General features: G+C 71.4%; 17 protein-coding genes and 1 pseudogene. 10 read left to right on the top strand and 8 right to left on the bottom strand.

Features of this window, described 5'->3' with window-relative positions:
* Positions 1-248: pseudogene (locus MB828_RS34010) on the bottom strand (hypothetical protein); the annotation flags it as partial.
* A 159-nt stretch (positions 249-407) separates the two neighbouring features.
* On the opposite strand from MB828_RS34010, the gene MB828_RS34005 reads away from it, so the two are divergent.
* The 6 genes from MB828_RS34005 (at position 408) to MB828_RS33980 (ending at position 6,779) form a co-directional block, all read left to right on the top strand.
* Entirely contained in the window at positions 408-1,619 is a 1,212-nt protein-coding gene (locus tag MB828_RS34005; RefSeq protein ID WP_133025552.1) for a pyridoxal phosphate-dependent aminotransferase, read from the top strand.
* Between the two features lie 115 nt (positions 1,620-1,734).
* The gene (locus MB828_RS34000) at positions 1,735-2,142 is read left to right on the top strand and encodes a hypothetical protein (protein ID WP_301651531.1); all 408 of its coding nucleotides are present in this window, start codon (positions 1,735-1,737) and stop codon (positions 2,140-2,142) included.
* Positions 2,143-2,342: 200 nt separating this feature from the next.
* Positions 2,343-3,419: a substrate-binding domain-containing protein gene (locus MB828_RS33995; RefSeq protein ID WP_301651530.1), complete on the top strand. Its 1,077-nt coding sequence runs from the start codon at positions 2,343-2,345 to the stop codon at positions 3,417-3,419.
* Between the two features lie 30 nt (positions 3,420-3,449).
* Entirely contained in the window at positions 3,450-4,649 is a 1,200-nt protein-coding gene (locus MB828_RS33990) for a toxic anion resistance protein (RefSeq protein ID WP_301651544.1), read from the top strand.
* Positions 4,646-6,190: a substrate-binding and vWA domain-containing protein gene (locus MB828_RS33985; protein WP_301651529.1), complete on the top strand. Its 1,545-nt coding sequence runs from the start codon at positions 4,646-4,648 to the stop codon at positions 6,188-6,190. Before MB828_RS33990 ends, MB828_RS33985 begins: the two co-directional genes overlap by 4 nt.
* Positions 6,177-6,779, top strand: a complete 603-nt coding sequence (locus MB828_RS33980) for a hypothetical protein (protein ID WP_301651528.1) — start codon at positions 6,177-6,179, stop codon at positions 6,777-6,779. The genes MB828_RS33985 and MB828_RS33980 overlap by 14 nt, the downstream gene beginning before the upstream one ends.
* A gap of 7 nt (positions 6,780-6,786) precedes the next feature.
* Here MB828_RS33980 and MB828_RS33975 read toward each other — a convergent pair whose 3' ends face one another.
* Complete coding sequence (locus MB828_RS33975) at positions 6,787-8,757, bottom strand: calcium-binding protein (protein ID WP_301651527.1); 1,971 nt, start codon at positions 8,755-8,757, stop codon at positions 6,787-6,789.
* Positions 8,758-9,101: 344 nt separating this feature from the next.
* Positions 9,102-10,925, bottom strand: a complete 1,824-nt coding sequence (locus MB828_RS33970; protein ID WP_301651526.1) for a phosphoenolpyruvate carboxykinase (GTP) — start codon at positions 10,923-10,925, stop codon at positions 9,102-9,104.
* A gap of 352 nt (positions 10,926-11,277) precedes the next feature.
* On the opposite strand from MB828_RS33970, the gene trhA reads away from it, so the two are divergent.
* The 4 genes from trhA to MB828_RS33950 all read left to right on the top strand — a co-directional run bounded on the left by trhA (position 11,278) and on the right by MB828_RS33950 (position 15,106).
* Positions 11,278-11,994 (top strand): PAQR family membrane homeostasis protein TrhA, encoded by a 717-nt coding sequence (gene trhA / locus MB828_RS33965; protein ID WP_301651525.1) that lies wholly within the window; start codon positions 11,278-11,280, stop codon positions 11,992-11,994.
* A gap of 149 nt (positions 11,995-12,143) precedes the next feature.
* Positions 12,144-13,712, top strand: a complete 1,569-nt coding sequence (locus tag MB828_RS33960; RefSeq protein WP_301651524.1) for an MFS transporter — start codon at positions 12,144-12,146, stop codon at positions 13,710-13,712.
* Positions 13,709-14,350, top strand: coding sequence for a TetR/AcrR family transcriptional regulator (locus tag MB828_RS33955; protein ID WP_301651523.1), 642 nt, complete (start codon positions 13,709-13,711; stop codon positions 14,348-14,350). The genes MB828_RS33960 and MB828_RS33955 overlap by 4 nt, the downstream gene beginning before the upstream one ends.
* 33 nt (positions 14,351-14,383) lie before the next feature.
* The gene (locus MB828_RS33950; protein WP_301651522.1) at positions 14,384-15,106 is read left to right on the top strand and encodes a Mut7-C RNAse domain-containing protein; all 723 of its coding nucleotides are present in this window, start codon (positions 14,384-14,386) and stop codon (positions 15,104-15,106) included.
* A gap of 18 nt (positions 15,107-15,124) precedes the next feature.
* Here the strand turns inward: MB828_RS33950 and MB828_RS33945 are convergent, their stop codons facing one another.
* From MB828_RS33945 to MB828_RS33925, 5 genes are all read right to left on the bottom strand, one after another.
* Positions 15,125-16,450 carry a UDP-glucose dehydrogenase family protein gene (locus MB828_RS33945; protein WP_301651521.1) on the bottom strand — a complete coding sequence of 442 codons (1,326 nt, stop codon included), beginning with the start codon at positions 16,448-16,450 and terminating at the stop codon, positions 15,125-15,127.
* Between the two features lie 119 nt (positions 16,451-16,569).
* Positions 16,570-17,967 carry a right-handed parallel beta-helix repeat-containing protein gene (locus MB828_RS33940; protein ID WP_301651520.1) on the bottom strand — a complete coding sequence of 466 codons (1,398 nt, stop codon included), beginning with the start codon at positions 17,965-17,967 and terminating at the stop codon, positions 16,570-16,572.
* Complete coding sequence (locus MB828_RS33935; RefSeq protein ID WP_301651519.1) at positions 17,964-19,895, bottom strand: right-handed parallel beta-helix repeat-containing protein; 1,932 nt, start codon at positions 19,893-19,895, stop codon at positions 17,964-17,966. Before MB828_RS33935 ends, MB828_RS33940 begins: the two co-directional genes overlap by 4 nt.
* Positions 19,896-19,944: 49 nt before the next feature.
* A complete protein-coding gene (locus MB828_RS33930; protein ID WP_301651518.1) occupies positions 19,945-21,240 on the bottom strand; it encodes a glycosyltransferase family 2 protein in 1,296 nt (431 codons plus the stop codon).
* Between the two features lie 249 nt (positions 21,241-21,489).
* Positions 21,490-23,520 (bottom strand): thioredoxin domain-containing protein, encoded by a 2,031-nt coding sequence (locus MB828_RS33925; RefSeq protein ID WP_301651517.1) that lies wholly within the window; start codon positions 23,518-23,520, stop codon positions 21,490-21,492.
* Positions 23,521-23,532 lie beyond the last annotated feature (12 nt).

Here is a 23,532-nt window from a genome sequence, read left to right as displayed (position 1 = left end):
GCCGCCCGGTTCCTCGGGCGGCGGCCGGCCGCCGCCCGGCGCCGCTCCGCCCGGCCCGGTGCCGCCGGAGGTGCCGCCGGGGCCGCGGCCGGGGCGATCCGGGGCAGTTCGCGCGTCTCGTCGTAGGCGTTGAGCCAGCCGTGCGCGGACGCCGGGTCCCCGTACTCCGCGTACTCCGGGGCCGGTCCGGCCTGGGTCTGGTAGACGCTCGGCGCCCCGGTCTCGTCGTCCTCGGCAGGTCTCGGCATGGACGCGGATTCTAGGGAGGGGAAGGGCCTTTGAGACAGCTACCGGCGATAACAGGCCAAATCGCCAGGGCCCGGAACCGTCCCACGCGTCCCTCGTCCGTGTCTCACGTGGTGGGAAACACGGCACGGCGGGCGTTACCGGGCCGTAAGCTCACCGGCATGCAGGTGATCCAGTCGACCAAGCTCGCCAATGTCTGTTACGAGATCCGGGGCCCGGTTCTCGAGGAGGCGATGCGGCTCGAGGCGGCGGGGCACCGCATCCTCAAGCTGAACACCGGGAACCCGGCCGCCTTCGGCTTCGAGTGCCCGCCGGAGATCCTGGAGGACATCCTCCGCAACGTCTCCACGGCACACGGCTACGGCGACGCGAAGGGCCTGCTGGCCGCCCGGCGCGCGGTCGTCATGCACAACCAGACCATCGGCATCGAGACCGACGTCGAGCACGTCTTCATCGGCAACGGCGTCTCCGAGCTGATCGTGATGGCGATGCAGGGCCTGCTGGACGACGGCGACGAGGTCCTCGTACCGGCGCCGGACTACCCGCTGTGGACCGCGGCGGTCTCCCTGTCCGGCGGCACGGCCGTGCACTACCGCTGCGACGAGCAGGCGGACTGGATGCCCGACCTCGCCGACATCGAACGCAAGGTCACCGACCGCACCAAGGCGATCGTCATCATCAACCCGAACAACCCGACGGGCGCGGTGTACGACGAGGCGATGCTGAAGGGCCTGACCGACATCGCCCGCCGGCACAACCTGCTCGTCTGCTCCGACGAGATCTACGACAAGATCCTCTACGACGGCGCCACCCACACGCCGACCGCCTCCGTCGCCCCCGACCTGCTCACGCTCACCTTCAACGGCATGTCCAAGGCGTACCGGGTGGCCGGTTACCGGGTCGGCTGGATGTCCGTCTCCGGGCCCCGCGCGCACGCCGACTCCTACATCGAGGGTCTGACGATCCTCGCGAACATGCGGCTGTGCGCCAACATGCCGGGCCAGCACGGGGTGGTCGCCGCGCTCAGCGGCCGGCAGACCATCAACGACCTCGTCCTGCCGGGCGGGCGGCTGAAGGAGCAGGTGGACCTCGCCTACGACCTGCTCACCCAGATCCCGGGCGTCACCTGCGTCCGCCCCAAGGGTGCCCTGTACCTGTTCCCGCGCCTCGACCCGCAGGTCTTCAAGATCAAGGACGACCGGCAGATGGTCCTGGACCTGCTGCGGCAGGAGAAGATCATGGTCGTCCAGGGCAGCGGCTTCAACTGGCCGGAGCCGGACCACTTCCGGGTGGTGACCCTGCCGACGGTCGGCGACCTGCGGGACGCGATCACCAGGATCGGGCGGTTCCTGGACGGGTACGGCCAGCCGTAGCCGCGAGCGGACGCAGCCGCTGGTAGCCGCCGGGCCACCGTCTGTGAACCGGATCAACTTTAGACGAGATCTAAGCTAGGATGGTTTCCTGCCAGAGCACAGGAGGCCATCTCCCATGTATGAGCCGATCCGCAGCAAGTCGGTCCACAGCACGATGGCCGGCACGCCCTCGGACTTCCCCCACCGCACGCGCGAGGAGGAGCTGGACATCCAGCTCGCCGGGCACCTCGCGGCGCTGCTCGCCGTGACGGACGAGCTGCGCACCCTCGCACCGTCCACCGACCTCGACGCCGCCGCGACCCGGCTGGCCGAACAGGTGACCCGGCTGCGGGGCGGACGCACTCCGGTCCGCGCGTCACTGACGACGGTCCAGCAGCCGGCCACGCTCCACGAACGCGCCCACGCGCTGGCGGGCCGCGCCCTGCTGGTCGCCGCCTCCCGGGCGGACACCGCGGCGGCGATCCTCGCGGCGGAGCGCATGGACGCCCACGCCGCGGCGACGGAACTCACCGCGACGGGCTGACCCGCCCCTTCCCATGAACGGCCCCGGTCCGCGCGCACCCGCAGCGACGCGCGGACCGGGTTGCCACAACCCGGCCCCGGGACCCGCCCGTTGCACTCCTGACCGGCCTTCGTCCCCCGTTGCGATCCGGGACGTCCGATTCACCCCCCGTTCATCCTGGACGCCCAGGAACGTGGGGTTCCGCGAGCACGCTCCCCCGCGTGAGACGAATCGCAGGAATCGTCCTCGCGGTACTGCTGATCGGTGGCGTGGTGGCTGCCGTCGTCGCAGGCCGGCACGGGGATGACAAAGGCACGGCAACGAAGACCGTGCGTGGTGTGATCGGTTCGGAGAAGTCGGACTTCTTCGCCGATCCCGATGTGGTGAAAGCCCTCGCCGCCAAGGGCTACACCGTGAGGACGGAGGCGTCGGGGTCCTGGGCCATGGACGAACTGGACCTGAAGGGCTACGACTTCGCCTTCCCGTCCAGCTCCGCGCCCGCCGACGCGCTGGCCGCGAAGTACCACGCCCGCCAGCCCCTCCCCCGGCCCTTCTACTCGCCCCTCGTGGTCGTCGCCCACCGCAGCGCGGCCCAGGTGCTGGCCGCAGGCGGGCTCGCCGTGCTCGACGGCAAGGGCAAGGGCACCCTGAGGATGGCCGGCTACCTGGACGCCGCCCGGCACGACCGGACCTGGCAGCAGCTGAAGGGGGCCAAGGCGCACGGGGAGCTGACCGGGACGCTGTACGTCACCAGCACCGACCCGGAGACCTCCAACTCCGGTGCCCTCTACCTCGCCGCCGCCTCCTACGTCGCCAACGGCGGCCGGGTCGTGGCGAGCGACGCCGACATCGCGCGGACCGCACCGCTGCTGCGCAAGCTCGTCAGTGTGCAGGGCGCCCAGCAGCCCAGCAGCGACTCGGTGTTCCGGGACTTCATCAGCGGTGCCGGCAACCCGCTGGTGTTCCTGTACGAGTCGCAGGTCGTCTCGCTCCTCGCCGAACAGCACGGCGCCGACGACCTCGTGGTCCTCTACCCCGACACCACGGTCAACAGCGACCACACGATCGTGCCGCTGGACGACGCCGGACGGCAGCTCGGCGACCTCCTCAGCACCGATCCGGCCCTGCGCAAGCTCGCGGTCCGGCACGGCTTCCGGCCCCAGGGCGACTCCGCGGAGTTCGTCCAGGCCACCGCCGACCGCGCCGCCTATCTCAACCAGACACTGACCGGTGTCCGGCAGGCGCCCGTGCCCACCTCCGCGGTGCTGCACGAGATGGCCCGCCGGGCGCGCGGCTGACGGGGGGACCCTGTGAGCAACTTCGACAAGATGACACCGAGCGGCGGTGCGCACCCGCCCACCCTCAGCGGCGAGGACGTCTTCACGCTGACCCCGCCGGAGGCGGTGGCGCCGGTGCCCCGGGAACGGGCCGGCGGCCTGGTGCCGGTCGACGACGGCGTCCGCGCCGACATGGCGGACAAGGCCGCCGAGTACGTCCGCGGTCTCGCCGGCCTGGACGCGCGGTCACCGGAGTTCGCGGGCAAGGTCGGTGAGATCACCGGCCTGGGCGCGGGCGAGATGCGCGCCGCCGCCGCGCAGTCCAACCGGATGCTGGAACGCGCCGTCCGCAGCCTCCCCGACAAGGGCGGCGACGCCCAGGCCAAGGTGGCCGGTTCGCTGGTCGAACTCCGCCGGGTCGTCGAGGACCTGGACCCGCGCGACCTGCCCGCGGGCAGGGGCCGCAGGTTCCTCTCCCGGCTGCCCGGCGGCAACAGGCTCCGCGACCATGTCGCCAAGTACGCGTCCGCGCGGGGCACGTTGAACAGGATCGTGGGCTCGCTGCGCGGCGGCCAGGACGAACTCCGGCGGGACAACGCGGCGTTGGAGACCGAGCGGGTGCGCCTCTGGGAGACCATGGGCAAGCTCCAGGAGTACGTGGTCCTCACCCAGGCCCTGGACACCGCCGTGGAGCAGCACCTCACCCGGCTCCCGGACCCGCAGGACGCCGACGCGCTCCGCGCCGACGTGCTCTTCCCGGTCCGGCAGAAGCACCAGGACCTGCTCACCCAGCTCGCGGTCTCCGCGCAGGGCTACCTGGCGATGGACGTCGTACGGCGCAACAACGAGGAGCTGATCAAGGGCGTCGAACGCGCCGCCACCACCACCGTGTCCGCGCTGCGCATCTCGGTGATGCTGGCCTCCGCGCTCGACAACCAGAGGAAGGTCATCGAGCAGGTCGACGCGTTGCGCGGGACGACCGAGGAGCTGATCCGGGGCAACGCGGAGATGCTGGCGAGCCAGAGCGGGGAGATCCAGCGCATCGCCGCCGACCCGGCTGTCGGCGCCGAGACGCTGCGCGCCGCCTTCCAGCAGATCTACCGCACCCTCGACGCCATCGACGCCTACAAGGTGCAGGCGACCGAGGCGATGTCCGCGACCGTACGGTCCCTCACCGACGAACTCCAGCAGGCCGGGGCCTACCTGGAGCGCAGCCGCGCGAAGGGCGCGCTGGAGGGCGGCCTCGCATGAACAGACGTACCGTGTTCGCCCTCGCGGCGGCCACCGCCGTCGTGCTGACCGGCTGCACCTCCGGGCCGGACAGGAAGGACGACGACTCCACGGCGCCGGTCCCCGGCACCCTGCGGGTCCTCGCCTCCTCCGAACTCAGCGACATGACAGCCGTCCTCGACCGTGTGAAGAAGGACACCGGGGTCACCGTCCGCCCCACCTACATGGGCACCCTGGACGCCGTCGACCTGGTCGCCCGGGGCAGGGCGGACGGCAGGTACGACGCGCTGTGGCTGTCCTCCGACGACTACCTGAGGCTGCGCCCGGAGGCGGCGAGGAAGGTCGTCTCGGAGACCTCGGTCATGACCAGCCCGGTCGCGATCGGCGTGCGGACGGCCACGGTGAAGGCCCTCGGCTGGAAGCCGGACACGGTCACCTGGTCCCAGGTCGAACAGGCCGTGACGGCGGGCCGGCTGACCTACGGCATGACGGACCCGGCGCGCTCCAACTCCGGTTTCGCCACGCTGATCTCGGTGGCCTCCGCGCTCTCCGGCGCCCAGTCGGCGCTCACCGACGCGGACGTGACCAAGGCGACCCCGCAGTTGAAGGAGTTCTTCAAGGGCCAGAAGCTGACCTCGGGTTCCTCGGGCTGGCTGGCCTCCGCCTACCGGCGGCGCGGCGACGTCGACGCGCTGCTCAACTACGAGTCCGTCCTCAAGGGCATCCCGGGACTCACGGTGATCCGGCCCAGCGACGGCGTGGTCACCGCCGACTACCCGTTCTCCTCGCTCGCCGGCACCTCCGCCGACACCCGCGAGGACGTCCGCAAGGTCACCGAGGGCCTGCGCACCACGGCCGTGCAGAAGCTCATCACGGACACCACGCGCCGCCGGCCGGTGGTCGCCTCCGTCCCGCCCGCCGCCGGTCTCGACACCACCCGCCGCCGCGAACTCCCCTTCCCGGGCAGCAAGTCGGTGGCCGACGGGCTGATCTCGGCGTACGAGAACGAACTGCGCCGCCCGTCCCGCACGGTCTACGTCCTGGACACCTCGGGCTCCATGGACGGCGACCGGCTGGACCGGCTGAAGAAGGCCCTCACCGCCCTCACCGGCGACTTCCGCGACCGCGAGGAGGTCACCCTGATGCCGTTCGGCTCGGCGGTGAAGAGCGTCAGCACCCATGTCGTGGAACCGGCGGACCCGAAGGCCGGACTGGACGCCATCCGCAAGGACACCGAGGCCCTGAGCGCGGACGGCAACACGGCGGTCTACACCTCGCTGGAGAAGGCGTACGACCATCTGGGCAGCGGCGAGGACACGTTCACGTCGATCGTGCTGATGACGGACGGCGAGAACACCACGGGCGCGAAGGCCGCGGAGTTCGACGGCTTCTACCGGGGGCTGTCCGCCGCCCGCCGGAACATCCCCGTCTTCCCCATCCTCTTCGGCGACTCCTCACGCGTCGAACTCCAGCACATCGCGGACCTGACCGGCGGTCGTCTCTTCGACGGCCGGGAGGGCTCCCTGGACGGCGCCTTCGAGGAGATCCGTGGCTACCAGTAAGGTCCTCGCCTACCTGGAGTCCCGCAAGAACCTGACCGGTTCGGCGGGCGGTCTCCTCGGCCTGGTCCTGACCTTCACCGGGCTGGCGGGCCCCTACTGGCCGGTGGTGGTGGCCGGCCTGTACGGCGCGGGTGCCCTGATCGCGCCGCCGGAGCGCCCCGCGCCGCCGGACTTCCCGACACCCTCGGCCCAGCTGAACGAGGTGCGCGGTGACTTCGAGCAGCTGGGTGCCTATCTGGCGGAGGTGGACCTGCCCCCGGCGGCCGCCGGGCGGCTGACCGAATTGCGGTCCCTGCTGGCCGCGTTGCTGGACCCGGGCCGGGCGGCCGAGCTGCTCGCCCAGGACCCCGAGGGGGTGCACGTGCTCTCCCGGGCGGTACGGCAGGACATCCCGGAGGCGGTCGACAGCTTCGTACGGACCCGGTGGTGGACGCGGATGGCACCGGGTCAGGAACCCCCGGAACGCCACCTGGAGCGGCAGTTGGCGGTCCTGAAGGAGGAGGCCGAGCAGCTGGCGGCGGGCCTCAGGGAGACCGAGGCCCGCCGCCAGGAGACGCACACCCGCTATCTGGAGGAGCGGGGCAACTGAGCGCCGCTCAGGGGCAGCTGATCCGGGTGTCGCCCGGGTCCGTGGTGCAGGTGTCGGTGCCCAGGCCGCCGTTGGCGGTGTCGTTGCCGGAGACGCCGTCGGTGGTGACCACCCGGTCGTTGCCCGCGGAACCGCTCACCGAGTCGTCGCCCGGTCCGCCGTACAGGGTGTCGTTGCCGGCGCCGCCGTCGATGGTGTCGTTGCCGTAGTCGCCGTAGACGGTGTCGGTGCCGCCGTTGCCGAGCAGGGTGTCGTTGCCGCCCAGGCCGCAGATCACGTCGTTGCCGAAGGTGCCGTTCAGGCGGTCGGCCCCGCTGGTGCCGATGATCGTGCAGCCCCGGGAGTTGACCACGGTGCCGGTGGCCGTGGCGGTGTTGTTCCCGGTCACCGGGTCGGCCGGGGTGCCGCCGGCCGTGGCGGTGTTGCGCAGCGTGCCGGCGGCCCGGGGTTCGGCGACTACCGTGACGGTGGCGCTCGCGCCCGGGGCCAGCGTGTTCAGGGCGCAGGTGGCGCCGGTGGCGGTGGTGGTGCAGCTGCCCTGGGAGGGCGTGGCCGAGATCAGGGTGGCGCCCGCCCCGGAGAGGGTGTCGGTCAGGCTGACCCCGGTGGCGGAGGCGGTGGAGGTGGCCGAGTTGGTCACGCGGACGGTGTAGGTGGCCCGGTCGCCGAGGGTGACGGAGGACGGGCCGGCCTTGGTGACCGAGAGGTCGGCGCTGGGCGGGGGCGGCGGTACGGTGCCACCGCCGCCCAGGTAGCGGGCGAGGGCGAAGTCGCCGTTCGGGCCGCCCTGGCCGACGGCGACGATCCGGCCGTCGGACTGGAGCGCCACGCCGTGCGCCACGTCGCTGCCGCCGAAGCTCGTGGTCGTCCTGCCGTTGTTGCCGAAGCCGCCGTCCAGGCTGCCGTCGGGGTTGTACCGCAGCACGTTGAACCCGCCGGAGCCGCTGCCCGCGACGACGATCCGGCCGTCGCTCTGGAGTCTGACGTCCTGGGCGGCCCCGCCGGGGGTGACGACCAGGCCGTTGCCGTCGAAGCCCGGGTCCAGGGTGCCGTTGGCGTTGTAGCGGGCCAGGGCGAACCCGCCGCCGCCCCCGCCGGCCGCGACGATCTTGCCGTCGGGCTGGAGGGCGAGCGCCTCCGCGGAGTCGTAGTCGCCGAAGTCGGTGCGCTGGATGCCGCTGTCGCCGAACCCGGTGTCGAGGCCCCCGTCGGGGTTGTAGCGGATGAGCGCGAAGTCGAAGCGGGTGGTGCCGACCTCGCCCGCGACCACGATCTTGCCGTCGGGCTGCAGGAGCAGGGCGCGCGCGTCCCCGCCCTCCTGGGGAGTGGAGCCCGCGGGGTTGGTGGTCACCATGCCGTCACCGCTGAAGCTGGTGTCCGGGCTGCCGTCGGGGTTGTAGCGGGCCACCGCGGCCCGGCCGCCGACATAGCCCGCGGCGACGATCTTGCCGTCGGGCTGCACCGCCACGTCCGCGGCCTCCTCGGGGGTGCCGAAGTCGGTGAACACCCGGCCGTCGCCGTCACCGAAGCCCGTGTCCAGGGTGCCGTCCGCGTTGTAGCGGACCACCGTGAACCAGCAGCAGTTCTCGTACCCCCGCCAGCTGCCGCCGGCCACCACGATCTTGCCGTCGGGCTGGAGCGCCACGGCGTGGGCCTCGCTCCACTGGAGGTCGCCGTCGGCGATCATGTTGTTGACGGGGGTGGTGACCTTGCCGTCGCCGCCGAAACCGGTGTCCAGGGTGCCGTCGGGGTTGTGCCGGGTCACCGCGAAGTCGCTCTCGGGTACCGAGCTGTCGGCGGCGGAGCCGACGGAGACGATCTTGCCGTCGGGCTGGACCGCCACGTCGTTCGCCGAGTCGTCGCCGCCGAAGTCGGTGACGACCCTGCCGTTGCCGCCGAAAGCGGTGTCCAGGTCGCCGGGGGCGGCGACCGCGGTGCCGGGCAGGGCCAGGACGAGCGCCAGGAGGGTGGCGGCCACGGTTCCGGCCCGGACCGTGAGCGATCGAACACCAGGTGTGATCGATCGAACGTGAGGTGTGAGCATGGGCGACAGCGTCCCGGTGCCGGACCGGGAGTCAGCTCGCCACGAGGGCTCTTGGGCTCACCGGCCGCAGGAATCCACCCCGGCGGGTGAGGCCGGCGCCTCGCACAGGCGGAGGCCTGCCGTCGCCGGGCTCCCGTCGGGGCGGACGGGAAGAGGCGACGGCAGGCCCACAGGCCCCGCACGCCGTTGTGCGCGGCCTCGCCGGTTCACACCGCGGCCGGTCGTGACGATCGCTGGTCAGGGCACACCCGTACCGGCCGCGGAGTCTTCGTCGGGGCTCAGCCCAGGCGCTCGACCAGCGCCCGGTACTGCTCCCACAGCTCCTTCGGCGTGTGCTCGCCGAAGGTGTCGAGGTGGTCCGGGACCAGCGCGGCCTCCTCGCGCCAGACCTCCTTGTCGACGGTCAGCAGGAAGTCGAGGTCGCTGTCGTCGAGGTCGAGCCCGTGGGTGTCGAGGGCGTCCCGGGTCGGCAGCACGCCGATCGGCGTCTCCACACCGTCCGCCTTGCCGTCCAGCCGCTCCACGATCCACTTCAGGACACGGGAGTTCTCGCCGAAGCCGGGCCAGACGAACGCGCCCTGGTCGTTCTTGCGGAACCAGTTGACGTAGTAGATCTTCGGCAGTTTGTCCTGGTCCTTGCCCTTGGCCACGTCGATCCAGTGGGCCATGTAGTCGCCCATGTTGTAGCCGCAGAACGGCAGCATCGCGAACGGGTCGCGGCGCAGTTCGCCGACCTTGCCCTCGGCCGCGGCGGTCTTCTCGGAGGCCACGTTGGCGCCCAGGAAGACACCGTGGTTCCAGTCGAAGGACTCGGTGACCAGCGGTACGGCGGTGGCGCGCCGGCCGCCGAACAGGATCGCCGAGATCGGCACGCCCTTCGGGTCCTCCCACTCCGGCGCGATGATCGGGCACTGCGCGGCGGGCACGGTGAAGCGGGCGTTGGGGTGGGCGGCCGGGGTACCGGACTCCGGCGTCCAGTCGTTGCCCTTCCAGTCCGTGAGGTGGGCGGGCAGTTCCTCCGTCATGCCCTCCCACCAGACGTCGCCGTCGTCGGTGAGCGCGACGTTGGTGAAGACGGCGTTGCCCCACAGCGTCTTCATCGCGTTGGCGTTGGTGTGCTCACCGGTGCCGGGCGCGACGCCGAAGAAGCCGGCCTCGGGGTTGATCGCGTAGAGGCGGCCGTCCTCGCCGAACCGCATCCAGGCGATGTCGTCGCCGATCGTCTCGACGGTCCAGCCGGAGACGGTGGGCTCCAGCATGGCGAGGTTGGTCTTGCCGCAGGCGCTCGGGAAGGCGGCGGCGACGTACTTGGACTCGCCCTGGGGAGGGGTGAGTTTGAGGATCAGCATGTGCTCGGCGAGCCAGCCCTCGTCGCGTGCCATGACGGAGGCGATGCGCAGGGCGTAGCACTTCTTGCCGAGCAGGGCGTTGCCGCCGTAGCCGGAGCCGTAGGACCAGATCTCGCGGGACTCGGGGAAGTGCGAGATGTACTTGGTGCTGTTGCACGGCCACGGCACGTCGGCCTGGCCCGGCTCCAGCGGGGCGCCGAGGGTGTGCACGGCCTTCACGAAGAAGCCGTCGTCGCCGAGTTCGTCGAGGACCGCCTGGCCCATGCGCGTCATCGTGCGCATGGAGACGGCGACGTACGCGGAGTCGGTGATCTCGACGCCGAGCGCGGAGAGCGGGGAGCCGAGGGGGCCCATGCAGAACGGGACGACGTACATCGTCCGGCCCTTCATCGAGCCGCGGAACAGGCCCTTCTCGCCCGCGAAGATCTCCCGCATCTCGGCGGGGTCCTTCCAGTGGTTGGTCGGGCCGGCGTCCTTCTCCTGCTCGGAGCAGATGAACGTGCGGTCCTCGACCCGGGCGACATCGGTCGGGTCGGAGGCCGCGTAGTACGAGTGGGGGCGCTTGATCGGGTCGAGCTTCCTGAAGGTGCCCTTCGCCACGAGCTCCTCTGCCAGTCGCTCGTACTCGGCCTCGGATCCGTCACACCAGACCACGCTGTCCGGTTGGGTCAGTTCGGCGATCTCGTTGACCCACGAGATCAGTTCCTGATGGTTGGTGGGGATGACGGTGGGAGCCGCGATGTCGCGCGCCACGATTGCTCCTAAATGAGGGATTTTTGATCTTTCGGCCTTGCTGGAAGGCCTTGTTGCCCCGTGGGGGCTGCGACCCGGATGCTTCGTAGCCGCTCATCCGGTGCCGACCGCACTCATTTGATCCTCCGACTCGATCTCCCATCTGTCCAGAGGGAGTCACAGATGAGCGACGTGAGGAAGGCCACGGTTTCTGCGTTTTCCTGCGTTTCTTTGCGTCCACGTTGAGTTCAACTGGAGATCTTTTTGCCCGCACCCGGCCGCGCGCGAGGCGCGCGTGAGATGATGGCCACTCCGGGTAGCGCACCGGCCGGGACTGACGCGTAACCTACGGTTCCGTAGGTACGATTCGTCCATGACTGCGTCCGCCCCCGACGCGCGCACGGACCCGCCGGCCGCCGGCCGCGGTCCCGCCGCGCTCTCGTCCCTGTCGCAACAGGTCAAGCCCAAGCTCCGCGGCTGGCTGCACCTGGGCATGTTCCCGGCCGTACTCATAGCGGGCCTCGTCCTCACCGCCCTCGCCGACTCACCGCGCGGCCGGGTCGCCTGCGGGATCTACGTGCTGACGGCCTGCCTGCTGTTCGGCGTCAGCGCGCTGTACCATCGGGGCAACTGGAGCCCGCGCATGGACGGCATCCTGCGCAGACTCGACCACGCCAACATCTTCCTGATCATCGCGGGCACCTACACGCCCCTGACCCTGCTGCTCCTGCCAGGGTCGAAGGGCCAGTGGCTGCTGTGGAGCATCTGGGGCGCGGCGGCCGCGGGCATCGTCTTCCGGGTGTTCTGGGTCGGCGCTCCGCGCTGGCTGTACACGCCCTGCTACATAGCGATGGGCTGGGCGGCCGTCTTCTTCCTGCCCGACTTCATGCGCACCGGCGGCATCGCCGTCCTGGTCCTGGTCATCGTCGGCGGCCTGCTCTACAGCGCGGGCGGCGTGATCTACGGCATCAAGCGCCCGAACCCGTCACCGCGCTACTTCGGCTTCCACGAGGTCTTCCACTCGCTCACGCTGGCCGCCTTCGTCGTCCACTACGTGGGCATCTCCCTGGTGGCGTACCAGCACTCATAGCTCCACCGCACCTCCCAGGCGTGGCCACGGCTCCCGAGCCGTGGCCACTTTTTCATGCCACGGCGCTCACCCTGACGTCCACCCTGCAACTCACCCTGACACTCACTACCTGTTGACAGTGACTAGATTTTGAGAGTTACATTCATTTCATGGCTACTGTCACTCACGTTGGTGAGACACCCCCGAACCCCCGCCGCTGGTGGGCGCTGGGCGCCCTGGTCGCGAGCATGCTGGTGCTCGGCTTCGACACGACGATCCTCAACGTGGCGCTGCCGACGATGGCCGGGCAGCTCGGCGCCACCACCAGCCAGCAGCAGTGGATGGCCGACGCGTACGTCGTCGTGTTCGCCTCGCTGATGCTCCCGGCCGGCCTGCTCGGCGACCGCTTCGGCCGCCGCCGGATGCTCGTCACCGGACTCGTGGTCTTCCTCGCCGGTTCCGTCATGGGCGCCCTCGCCGACGACGTGACCTGGGTGGTCGCCGCCCGCACGGTGATGGGCGTCGGCGCGGCCCTGGTGATGCCGCTGGCGATGTCGGTGCTGCCCTCGCTGTTCGGCCCCGCCGAGCGGACCCGGGCCGTCGGCGTCGTCTCGGCCGCCTCCGCGCTCGGCCTGCCGCTCGGCCCGATCATCGGCGGCTGGCTGCTCGACCACTTCTGGTGGGGCTCGGTCTTCCTGATCAACGTGCCGATGGTCGCGATCGGCGTCGCCGCCTGCGTCTTCCTGCTCCCCGAGACCAGCGACCCGGCCTCCCCCCGGGTCGACGTCCTGTCCACCGTGCTCACCGCGACCGGCCTCGGCGCCCTGATCTACGCCATCATCGAGGCCCCCGACCGCGGCTGGGGCGACCCGCTGGTGCTCGTCCTCCTCGGCCTCGCCGTGGTCCTCATCGGGAGCCTGGTACTGCGGGAACGCCGGGTCGAGCGGCCCATGCTCGACATGGAACTGCTCACCCACCGCGGCTTCCTGCTGAACGCGACCGCGGCGACGCTGGTGATGTTCGTCCTCTCCGGCCTGATGTTCGTACTGCCGCCCTACCTCCAGGCGGTCCTCGGCAACGACGCCTTCGGCACCGGACTGCGGATGCTGCCCATGATGGGCGGCCTGATGATCGCCGCCCGGGCCGCCCAGCCCTGCGTGGCCCGCTTCGGGTCACGCGCCGTGGTCTCCGCGGGCCTGGTCGTCCTCGCCTTCGCCGCGCTCCTGGGCAGCCGCACGACCGTCCACGACGGCTACGGCTTCACCGCGCTGTGGCTGTCCATAGCGGGCCTCGGCTTCGGTTTCTCCGTCGTCCCCTCGATGGACGGCGCGCTCGGCGCCCTCCCCGCGGACCGGGCCGGCAGCGGCTCCGGGCTGCTGATGACCCTGCGCCAGGTCGGCGGCGCGATCGGCATCGCCCTGCTGGGCAGCCTGCTCGCCGGCGCCTTCCGGGACCGGCTGGACGTCACCGGTCTGCCCGCCCCGCTCGGCCACACCGCCGGCGAGTCGGTGGTCGCCGCCCACCTGGTCGCCACGCGGACCGGCTCGGCCCGCCTGGCCGACTCCGCGAACGCCTCCTACGTGCACGGCATGGGCCTGGTCCTGCTGGTCTGCGGGATCGCCGCGCTCGCGACCGCGCTGCTGGCCGCCGCGCTGCTGCCCAACACACCCACCGCGCGCCGCACCGAAGGGGACGGCACCCCGGCCGTGGCCCCCACCACGGTCGATGCCGGAGAATGACCGGTATGACGGCACCAGACACCTCCTACTCCCCCGCCGACAACCCCCGGCTCGGACTCCGCGAGCGCAAGAAGATCAAGACCCGCGAGGCGATCCGCTCCGCGACGTACGCGCTGGTCGAGGAGCAGGGGTACGACGCCACCACGATCGAGCAGATCGCCGAGCGGGCCGAGGTGTCGCCGTCGACCGTCTTCCGGTACTTCCCGACCAAGGAGGACATCGTCCTCACGGACGAGTACGACCCGCTGATCATGGAGGAGCTCCGGGCGCGGCCCGCCGACGAGCCGTGGCCGGACTCCCTGCGCCACGTGATGCACCGGGCGGTCCAGCTGGGCCTAAAGGAACCCCTCCGGGTCTCCCGGCTCCGGACCCGGCTGATGGTCGAGGTCCCGGCGGTGCGCTCCCGGATGATGGAGAGCATGGCGGCCACCGGCCGCATGCTCTGCCAGGCCATCGGCGAGCGCACCGGCCGCGACCCGGAGAGCCTGGAGGTCCGGGTCTACGCGATGTCCCTCGTCGGCGGCCTGATGGAGACCTCGATGTACTGGGCGGAACACGCCCACGAGGGCGACTTCGACGCCCTCCTGGACCGCACCCTGGACGTGATCGGGTACGGCCTGCCGCCGGAAAACCACTGAGGTCACGCCCGGTCCCCATGCCATCCTGACCAGGTGAAGACCGCCGAGATCCACGTCGAAGTCGCCCCCGAGCTGGCCCTGTTCGTCCCGCACGCCCGCCGGGTGGGCGTCCACCCGCTCGCCGTCGACGGTGTCTCGACGCTCGGCCACGTGATCGAGTCGCTGGGCGTCCCGCTGACCGAGGTCGGCGCGCTGGTGGTGGACGGCCGCGAGGCGCCGGCCGCCCACATCCCTGCGGACGGCGAGCGGGTGGCCGTACGCCCGGTCAGCCGCCCCCAGCCCGTCCCCGGCGCCCCGCTCCGGTTCCTCCTCGACGTCCACCTCGGCACCCTGGCCCGGCGGCTGCGCCTGCTCGGCGTGGACACGGCGTACGAGTCGACGGACATCGGCGACCCGGCCCTCGCGGCCCGCTCGGCGGCCGAGAAACGGGTCATGCTGAGCCGGGACCGGGGCCTGCTGCGCCGCCGCGAGCTCTGGGCCGGCGCCTACGTCTACAGCACCAGCCCCGACGACCAACTCCGCGACGTCCTCGCCCGCTTCGCCCCCGCCCTGCACCCGTGGACCCGCTGCACCGCCTGCAACGGCGTGCTGCGGGCGGCGGCCAAGGAGGAGGTGGCGGAGCAGCTCAAGGGCGGCACGCGGAAGTCGTACGACGTCTTCGCACGGTGCGAGGAGTGCGGGCGCGCCTACTGGAAGGGCGCGCACCACCGGCAGCTGGAGGAGATCGTGGCGCGCGCCCTCGCCGAGTTCGCCTGAACCGGCCCGGTTCCCGGGTCAGTTGCGGCCAAGCGCCCGGTACTCCCAGCCGGCCGCGCGCCACCGGACCGGGTCCAGGGCGTGCCGGCCGTCCACCACCCGGCGCCGGTTCACCACCGAGCCCATGACCTCCGGGTCGATCTCCCGGAACTGCGTCCACTCGGTCAGCAGGACCACCACGTCCGCGTCCGCGGCGGCCTGGAGCACGTCGGTCCCGTACGTGAGTTCCGGGTGGACGCGGCGGGCGTTGTCCATCGCCACCGGGTCGTAGACGGTCACCCGGGCGCCGGCCCGGTGCAGGGCGGCGGCGACGTCCAGGGCGGGGGCGTCGCGGATGTCGTCGGAGTCGGGCTTGAAGGCCGCGCCCAGCGCGGCCACCTGCGCCCCGGCGAGGTCCCCGCCGACCAGCTCACGGACCAGGTCCACGGTGCGGGCCCGGCGGCGCTGGTTGATCCCGTCCACCTCGCGCAGGAAGGCGACCGCCTGGGCGACGTCCAGTTCCTCGGCGCGGTGGATGAAGGCCCGGATGTCCTTGGGCAGGCAGCCGCCGCCGAAACCCAGCCCCGGCTTGAGGAAGCGGCCCCCGATCCGGTCGTCGTAGGCCAGCGCCTCGGCGAGCCGCTGCACGTCGGCGCCGGTGGCCTCACAGACCTCCGCCATGGCGTTGATGTACGAGATCTTCGTGGCCAGGAAGGAGTTGGCGGCGACCTTGACCAGTTCCGCGGTCGGCAGGTCGGCGACCACCACCGGGGTGCCCTGTTCGATGACGGGCGCGAACACGGCGCGCAACCGCTCCTCCGCCCAGGCCGACTCGGTGCCGAACACCAGCCGGTCCGGGTGCATGGTGTCCTGCACGGCGAAGCCCTCGCGCAGGAACTCCGGGTTCCAGGCCAGCTCCACGGCGTCCCCGGCCGGAGCGGTGGTGCGCACCAGCTCGGCCAGCCGGGCCGCGGTGCCGACCGGCACCGTGGACTTCCCGACCACCAGCGCCCGGCGGCGCAGGTGCCGGGCCAGCTCGGTCACCGCGCCCTCCACGAAGCGCAGGTCGGCGGCGTACGAGCCGGACTGCTGCGGGGTGCCCACGCAGACGAAGTGGACGTCGCCGAAGTCCGCGGCCTCGGCGAGGCTGGTCGAGAAGTGCAGCCGGCCCGAGTCCAGCGCCTTGACCAGGAGTTCCGCGAGACCTGGCTCGAAGAACGGCACCTCCCCGGCTCTCAGCAGGTCGATCTTGGCGGGATCCACGTCGACACCGAGCACCTCGAAGCCGAGCTCCGCCATGCACACGGCGTGCGTGGCGCCCAGGTAGCCGGTGCCGATGACGGTCAGACGGGGACGGGTGTCCATGATTCCTCCGGGAGGTCGGGGAGCAGGGGCAATGCCCATATGCGGATGAAAGGTGCATGCGGGAGATGGGTGAGGGACGGGTTCGGCCGAGGGGCCCGGCGTGACCGGGCCCCTTCCCGTCAGGAGGAGCAGGCGATGTTGGCGAGGCCCTTCGTCGCGTCGCCGACCTTGTTGTCGCAGGTGACCTTGTTGCCGTCGGCGGGCGTGAGGTGGAAGCCGTAACCGGGGCCGTCGACCTGCGCGGTGTTGGCCTGGAAGACGTTCCCGGTGCCCCAGCCGTCGAGGATCCGGTGGGTCTGGAAGCCGTCCTCGCGGGAGTGCCGGCCCACGTTGCCCTTGATCAGCCAGTCGTTGCCCTTGACGTCGACCCAGGAGTCGTTGTGGCCGCCGCTGAGGCCGGCGCCGTCGAAGGTGTTGCCGATGACGGAGCCGCCCGTGGTGCCCTCCTTGATGTCGACGGACTCGGCGGTGGTGGCGCTGACGTGGTTGCCACGGATGACGTTGTGGTCGCTCCGGTCCGGCTTGCAGTCGGTCACGGTGCACCAGTTGGACTCCGCGGAACCGACGTAGATCCCCTCGCCGAACTGCTCCTTGCGCTTGCCGGTGTCGCGGACGGTGTTGTTCTCGACCACGTTGCCGGAGCTGAAGTCGCGCAGGTGGATGCCCTCGTCGCCGATGTTCTCGACCGTCAGGCCCTGGATGACGGTGCCCTGGACGCGGTCGGCCATGACCCCCTTCTGGCCGTCGCGGACCGTGAAGCCGAGCAGCCGCCAGTGGCTGGCGCCGTCGAGGTGGAACGCGTAACCGCCGTCCACGCCACCGGCGTCCAGGACCGCGCCGGGGCCGCCGCACAGGAAGATCGGGCGGTCCGCCGTGCCGGGGGTGTCGGCGGTGAACCGGTCCGCGTAGACGCCGTCGAGCATCCTGATGACGTCACCGGGCCGGGCCTCCTTCAGCGCGTCCTTCAGGGACTTGGCGTCGCCGACGGTGACGGTGGCGGCGGGACACGTCACCGGCCCGTCCGCCCCTTCGGTACCCGCCCCGACCGTCCCTTCTGTGGCCGCCCCGGCCGTCTCTTCGGTGCCCGCCCCGGCCGTCCCTTCGGTGCCCGCCGTGTCGCCCGGTGCCGGACCGGAGGCCGTGGCACCCGACCCGTCCGTGTCGCCCCCGTCGTCCGTGGCTCCGGCGACCGGGATGGTGGGACCGGCGGTGGGACCGGCCCCGTACACGACGGCCGGGTCATCACCGGCGGACACCGCGGCCACGACCAGCGCCACCACCGAGACCACCAGGGCAACCGACGCCACCCACAAGGCACCCACGGAAGACCCCCGGCTGCCGCCACCCGGCAGGTTGCCGTCGGTCGCCGGGGAACCACCGCCGGCGGGCAGGCCGTCGTCGGTCGGCGAAGCGCCGGCGCCGGCAGCCGGGCTGTCGTCGGCAGCCGGGCTGTCGTCGGCAGCCGGGCTGTCGTCGGTCGGCCGGGAGTTGTCGGCCGGCCGGGAGTTGTCGTTCATTCGCTCATCACCGGTTCCCGTCGGCGGCCCGCCACGGCGATCTCGCTCGCGGGCGGGGCGGGCAGCGGTGCCTTGTCGGAGTACGGGTGGACGATTCCGCCGTCCTTGCCCTGCCGGCCCCGCCTCCTGCGCCGGCCCATCGCGGCCGAGAACAGGATGAGCAGCAGGATGCCGGTCCACAGCAGGGTCATCGGGCTCGCGTAGTGCTTGACCCTGACCCAGAAGGAACTGGTGTCGTACCAGGCGAAGGTCTGGTTCTCCTTGATGTCGGCACCGCCGTGCGAGCGGCTGTAGTCCAGCGCGCTGGGGCCGACCCCGCCGATCACGTTGAAGGAGACCGACGTACCGTTCACGGCGCCGACCAGGCTGACCCCGTGGTTGGTCGCGTCCTGGACGGTGTTGCCGCGGATGTCGGCGTCCGAGTCCCGCACGTACACGCCGGTCTCCGGACCGTCGATGATGTTGCCGGTGACCGTGGCGCCGGTGACCCCGTCGCGCACCGAGATGCCCTGCCGGTTCTGGCCGGTCAGCCGGTTGCCGGTGATGGACACCTTGTCGGCCGCCAGGCGGGCCACGATGCCCATGTCACCGCCCTCGATGCGGTTGTTCTGCACGCCGACGTCGAAGCCGCCGAGCACCTCGACGCCGTACCGGCCGTTGTCCTTGGCCACGCTGTTGGCGACCGAGTTGGAGCCGTAGCTGTCGACGGCCTGCCCGGAGGCGGAGGGCCCGTCGGCGAGCGGCCTGCCGCTCAGCGTGTAGCCGTTGCCGCCGTTGCCCTCCGCGGTGGAGCCGCTGATCCGCACCTGCTGGGTGGCCCGGGAGAGGATGAAGCCGTCGCCGCCGTTGTCCTTGGCGACCGTGCGCTGCACCAGCGAACTGGAGACGAAGCGGTGCAGGACCACCCCGTCCTCCAGGCTGTCCCGCACGGTCGTGTCGCTGATCTCGATCCCCGTCGCGCTGGAGATGAAGATCCCGAACGCGTTCCCGGTGATCGTCGAGTGGGTGATGGAGCCGGAGACGTAGGACAGGCCCGCGGTCGAGAACCGGGCGTCGGGCGTGGTCAGCGCGCCCGAGGGCATGGCCGTGATCCCGCTGCTGTCGGAGCTGCCGTCGTCCTGCGCGTCGCCCTGCTGCTGGGCCCGTTCACGCGCGGCTTTGCCGTGCACCTGGCCGGTGTCCTCCAACGAACCGGTGTTGGGCCGGTCGGTCCCGGTGAGGCTGAGCCCGCCGGTACGGCCGCTCCAGAACCCCAGGTCCGACAGTGCGGTGTGGGTCATCCGGAACTGTCCGCCGATGGTACGGATGTAGGCGCGGCCGTCCCGGACGTCGGTGTCGGGCTTGTTGGCCTGCGGGTTCCAGCTGGTGATCGTCAACGGCGCCTGCGCGGTGCCCTGGAGGGACAGCTCGCCGCCGAAGGACACGATGGAGACGAAGCCGCTGCGGTTGCTGGCCATCCGCAGCGTCAGTCCGCCCGGGTTGGAGAGCTTCAGCTTGGCGCCGACGTTGAGGTAGATGTTCTCGGTCAGCACGTACGACCCGTCCTTGCGCCGCACGAAGGTCTGCGGAGCGAGTCTGAGCAGGTCGGCCACCGTGTAGGGGGCGCGGCGCTCGGTCAGCACCAGGGTGTAGCCGTTGTCGGTGTCCAGCCGGTACGGCACGGTCCACTTGGTGCTCTGCAGGGGTGCCACCGAGGTGAACGCCCGTACCTGGTTGAGCCGGTGGTCCTCGTCGGCGACCAGGGCGGCCTGGGTCTCCGCGTCCTCGGAGGCCGCCCGCTGCTTGCCGGCGGCCCCCTTCCCGTCCGCGTGGGCCGTGGCCGAGGCGGCCAGCAGCAGCGGCACCGCCACCGCGCAGGCGCCCAGCAGACCCACCGCCCTGGCACCGGCCCGGCGCAGCCGCCCGGCACCCGGTCTCCTGCGCGTCACGCTTCTCGGCGTCACGCTTCTCCGCGTCATGAGACGTGCGGTCATGACCTCAGATCACCTCCGGCTGGAGCGCGGAGTGGTTCTGGGATCCGGTGGCGGGACCGGAGAGGGTGGCCGCGCTCTGCCCCTCGCCCCCGACGCTGCTGCTGTTCCGGGTGAGCCAGCCCTGCTTGTTCATGGTGACGAAGGCGTACAGCTTGATCGGCAGCGAGATCATGATGACGACGAGGGCGGTCAGCGGCAGCAGGAGGATCTCCTGCGGGTGCCGGCGCAGATGCGAGTAGCCCCGCACGGCCCGGCCGAGCAGCAGCCAGATCAGGGTGAGGACGATGCCGCGGCCGCTGAGGTCGAGCCGGCTCAGCAGCAGGTAGCCGAGGGCCATGCCCATGGTGACCGGGGTCAGCAGGATCTGCAGCACCGTGATCTTGGTGACCAGCGGGGCCCGCCACAGCCAGCCCTTGTAGAGCGCGGTCAGGTAGCAGCGGTAGGAGTTGCGGCTCCAGCGGACGCGCTGCTTCACGAACGCCCGGAAGGACGAGGGGAACATGGAGAGCGCCCGCGCGGAGGACTGGTGCACCGTCCGGTAGCCGGAGGCGAGCACCAGCCAGGTCAGCCGGCCGTCGTCGCCCGCCACACAGCGGCGGCCGAGGAAGAACTCGTTCTCCAGGTTCTCCAGCACCGGCAGCACGGCCGCGCGGCGGTAGGCGGCGGTACGGCCGGACAGGCAGGCCACCGCCCCGGCCCGGCCCATGGCGGGGACGTAGTCGTAGTAGCGGAGGTTGACCAGCCAGTCGGCTATTCGGCGCCACACGCTGGTGGTGCGCTGGTAGACGTTCTGCTGGGTGCCCACCCCGCCGACGGTCGGATCGGCGAAGGGCATCTGCACGGCGTCCAGCAGACCCGGTTCCCATCGGGTGTCGGAGTCCACCAGGACGACGACCTCCCCCTGGGCGGCGCGGATGCCGACGCCGAGAGCGGAACGTTTCCCCCGGTGCTCGAAGGCGAGCACCCGGACCCGCGGGTCCTCCACGAGGGACAGCCGGTGCAGCACCTCGTGGTCGTCCACGTCGGGGACGATGATGATCTCAGCGGGATCCTGGGCGATCCAGGTCTCCAGGCATTCCAGCAGGATCTCCGGGTCTTCCCGGTAGGCCGGGACCACCACGGAGACGCTGGTACGGAAGTCGTTGACGACTGGTCTCGCGAACCGGGAGAGCACCGCTCGGTACAGCCACAGGGCCCAGACGAAGAGTCCGGCAAGCCCCAGTGGCATCAGCTCCCGCCACGAGGTCTCCCCCACAGCCTCGACGATCCACGACCAGACCTGGTCGAAGAACTCGGACAATGTTGCGTTCTCCCCCCACATAGCACGATCGCCGCGGTCCGAAAACAGTCAGAACCGGGCACTGCTTGAGCGATGCTAGGAGATCTTGAATGAACAGGGGACACACGAGACACAAACTTCACACACAGAATCTGCACGAAACACAGTCGCGCCGTCTTGCCCGAAGCGCCCGCAGGGCGTGGGGAATTGGGCGACCGGCCCCCACGGTGGCCGCGGCACCCGCGGAGGCCCGCCGGTCCCGGCGCCCGCTCAGTCGCCGAGCGCCGCCTTCAGCCGCTCCGGATCGGTGGTCGGGGCGTCACAGGTGAAGTCGCGGCAGACGTACGCGGTCGCCGCACCACCGACGAGCGGGCGGTCCGCGAGCAGCGGGAACTCGTCGCTTCCCGGAGTCCCCACGGCCACCACCGCGCCGGGCGCGGTACCGAGAAGTGCGGTGCGGTGCAGAGCCGTTGTGTCCCGGCCGCCACCCGCCGGCCCGACGATCGCGATCTCGCGCGGTCCGTCGAGCAGCGCCTCGGCGACGGCCAGCCCCCAGCCGACGAACCGCGGCACCCGCGGCCCGAGCGTCCCGACCACGCCCAACGCCCGCTCCGCCGCGGTGCGATGGAGTTCGGAGCCGGTGTGGGCCGCGTAGCCCAGCAGGGCGCCCGCGGCGGCGGACCAGCCGGACGGGGTGGCGTTGTCGGTCGGGTCCTGGGGGCGGCGGATGAGCCGCTCGGCGTCCGACGCGGTGTCGTAGAGGGCGCCGGTCTCGCCGTCGGCGAAGCGGGCCAGGACGTGGTCGAGCAGCAGCCCGGCGAAGTCCAGCCAGACGCCCTCGCCGGTCACCGACGCGAGCGCGAGGAAGCCCTCGGCGACATCGCCGTAGTCCTCCAGCACGCCCGCGTTGGCGCCGACATGGCCGTCCCGGCTGGTCCGGGCGAGCCGGGCGTGGTCGTCCAGGTGCAGTCGTACGAGGAGATCCGCGGCGCCGACGGCGGCCTCGACCAGGTCCGGGCGGTCGAAGTAGGCGCCGGTCTCGGCGAGGGCGGCCACGGCGAGGCCGTTCCAGGCGGCGACGACCTTGTCGTCACGGCCGGGGGCGGGGCGCTCGGCCCGCTTCGCGAACAGCCGCCGCTTCACCGACTCGATCTTCTCCGCGTCGAACACGCCCTCCTGCTGCGGGAGTTGCAGGACCGACTGGCCGTGCTCGAAGGTGCCCTCCGGGGTGACGCCGAAGTACCGGGCGGCGAGGTCCGCGTCGTCGCCGAGGACCTCCTCGAACTGCGCGGGCGTCCAGACGTAGTACGCCCCCTCGACGTGCTTTCCGGTCCCGTCGTCGCTGTCCGCGTCCAGGGCGGAGGCGAACCCGCCCTCGGCGGTGCGCAGTTCGCGGACCATGAAGTCGGCGGTCTCCAGGGCGACCCGGCGGGCGAGCGCGGACCCGGTGGCCCGCCAGAGGTGGGCGTAGGCGCGGCACAGCAGGGCGTTGTCGTACAGCATCTTCTCGAAGTGCGGGACGACCCAGTCGCGGTCGACGGAGTAGCGGGCGAAGCCGCCGCCGAGCTGGTCGTAGAGGCCGCCGCGGGCCATGCGCTCACAGGTGTCCGCGGCCATCTGGAGGGCGCCGTCGGCACCGGTGCGGGCGTGGTGCCGCAGCAGGAACTCGATGACCATGGACGGCGGGAACTTGGGGGCGCCGCCGAACCCGCCGCGCTGCGGGTCGTACTCGCGGGTGAGGCCGAGCAGGGCCTGCGCGAGTTCCTGCTCGCCGGGCGGCCGGGTGCCCTGGTGGCTGATCTCGCGCTGGGCGAGGTCCCGGACGATCTTCCCGGCGACCTCGGCGACCTCGTCCCGCCGGTCGGCCCAGGCACTCCGGACACCTTCCAGGACCTGCCGGAAGGAGGGCATGCCGTGCCGCGGGGCGGGCGGGAAGTAGGTGCCGAAGTAGAAGGGTTCGGCGTCCGGGGTCAGAAACACGGTCATGGGCCAGCCGCCCTGCCCGGTGGCCGCCTGCACGGCCTCCATGTAAACGGCATCCACATCGGGCCGCTCTTCACGGTCGACCTTGACACTGACGAAGTGCTCGTTCATGAAGGCTGCCGTTGTCTCGTCCTCGAAGCTTTCCCTTGCGAGAACGTGGCACCAGTGGCAACTCGAATAGCCGACGCTGAGCAGTACCGGAACGCCTCGCCGCCGTGCCTCGTGAAACGCCTCGCCCGACCAGGGCCACCAGTCGACGGGATTGTCGGCGTGCTGGAGCAGGTACGGGGACGTCTCATGGGCCAGTCGGTTCGGCATACCCCCATCCTC

It is taken from the genome of Streptomyces arenae (assembly GCF_022343545.1).
In the GTDB taxonomy this organism is placed as follows: Bacteria; Actinomycetota; Actinomycetes; order Streptomycetales; family Streptomycetaceae; genus Streptomyces; species Streptomyces humi.
Note: the sequence above shows the minus strand (reverse complement) of the source record. Positions and strands in the feature narration are given on the sequence as shown.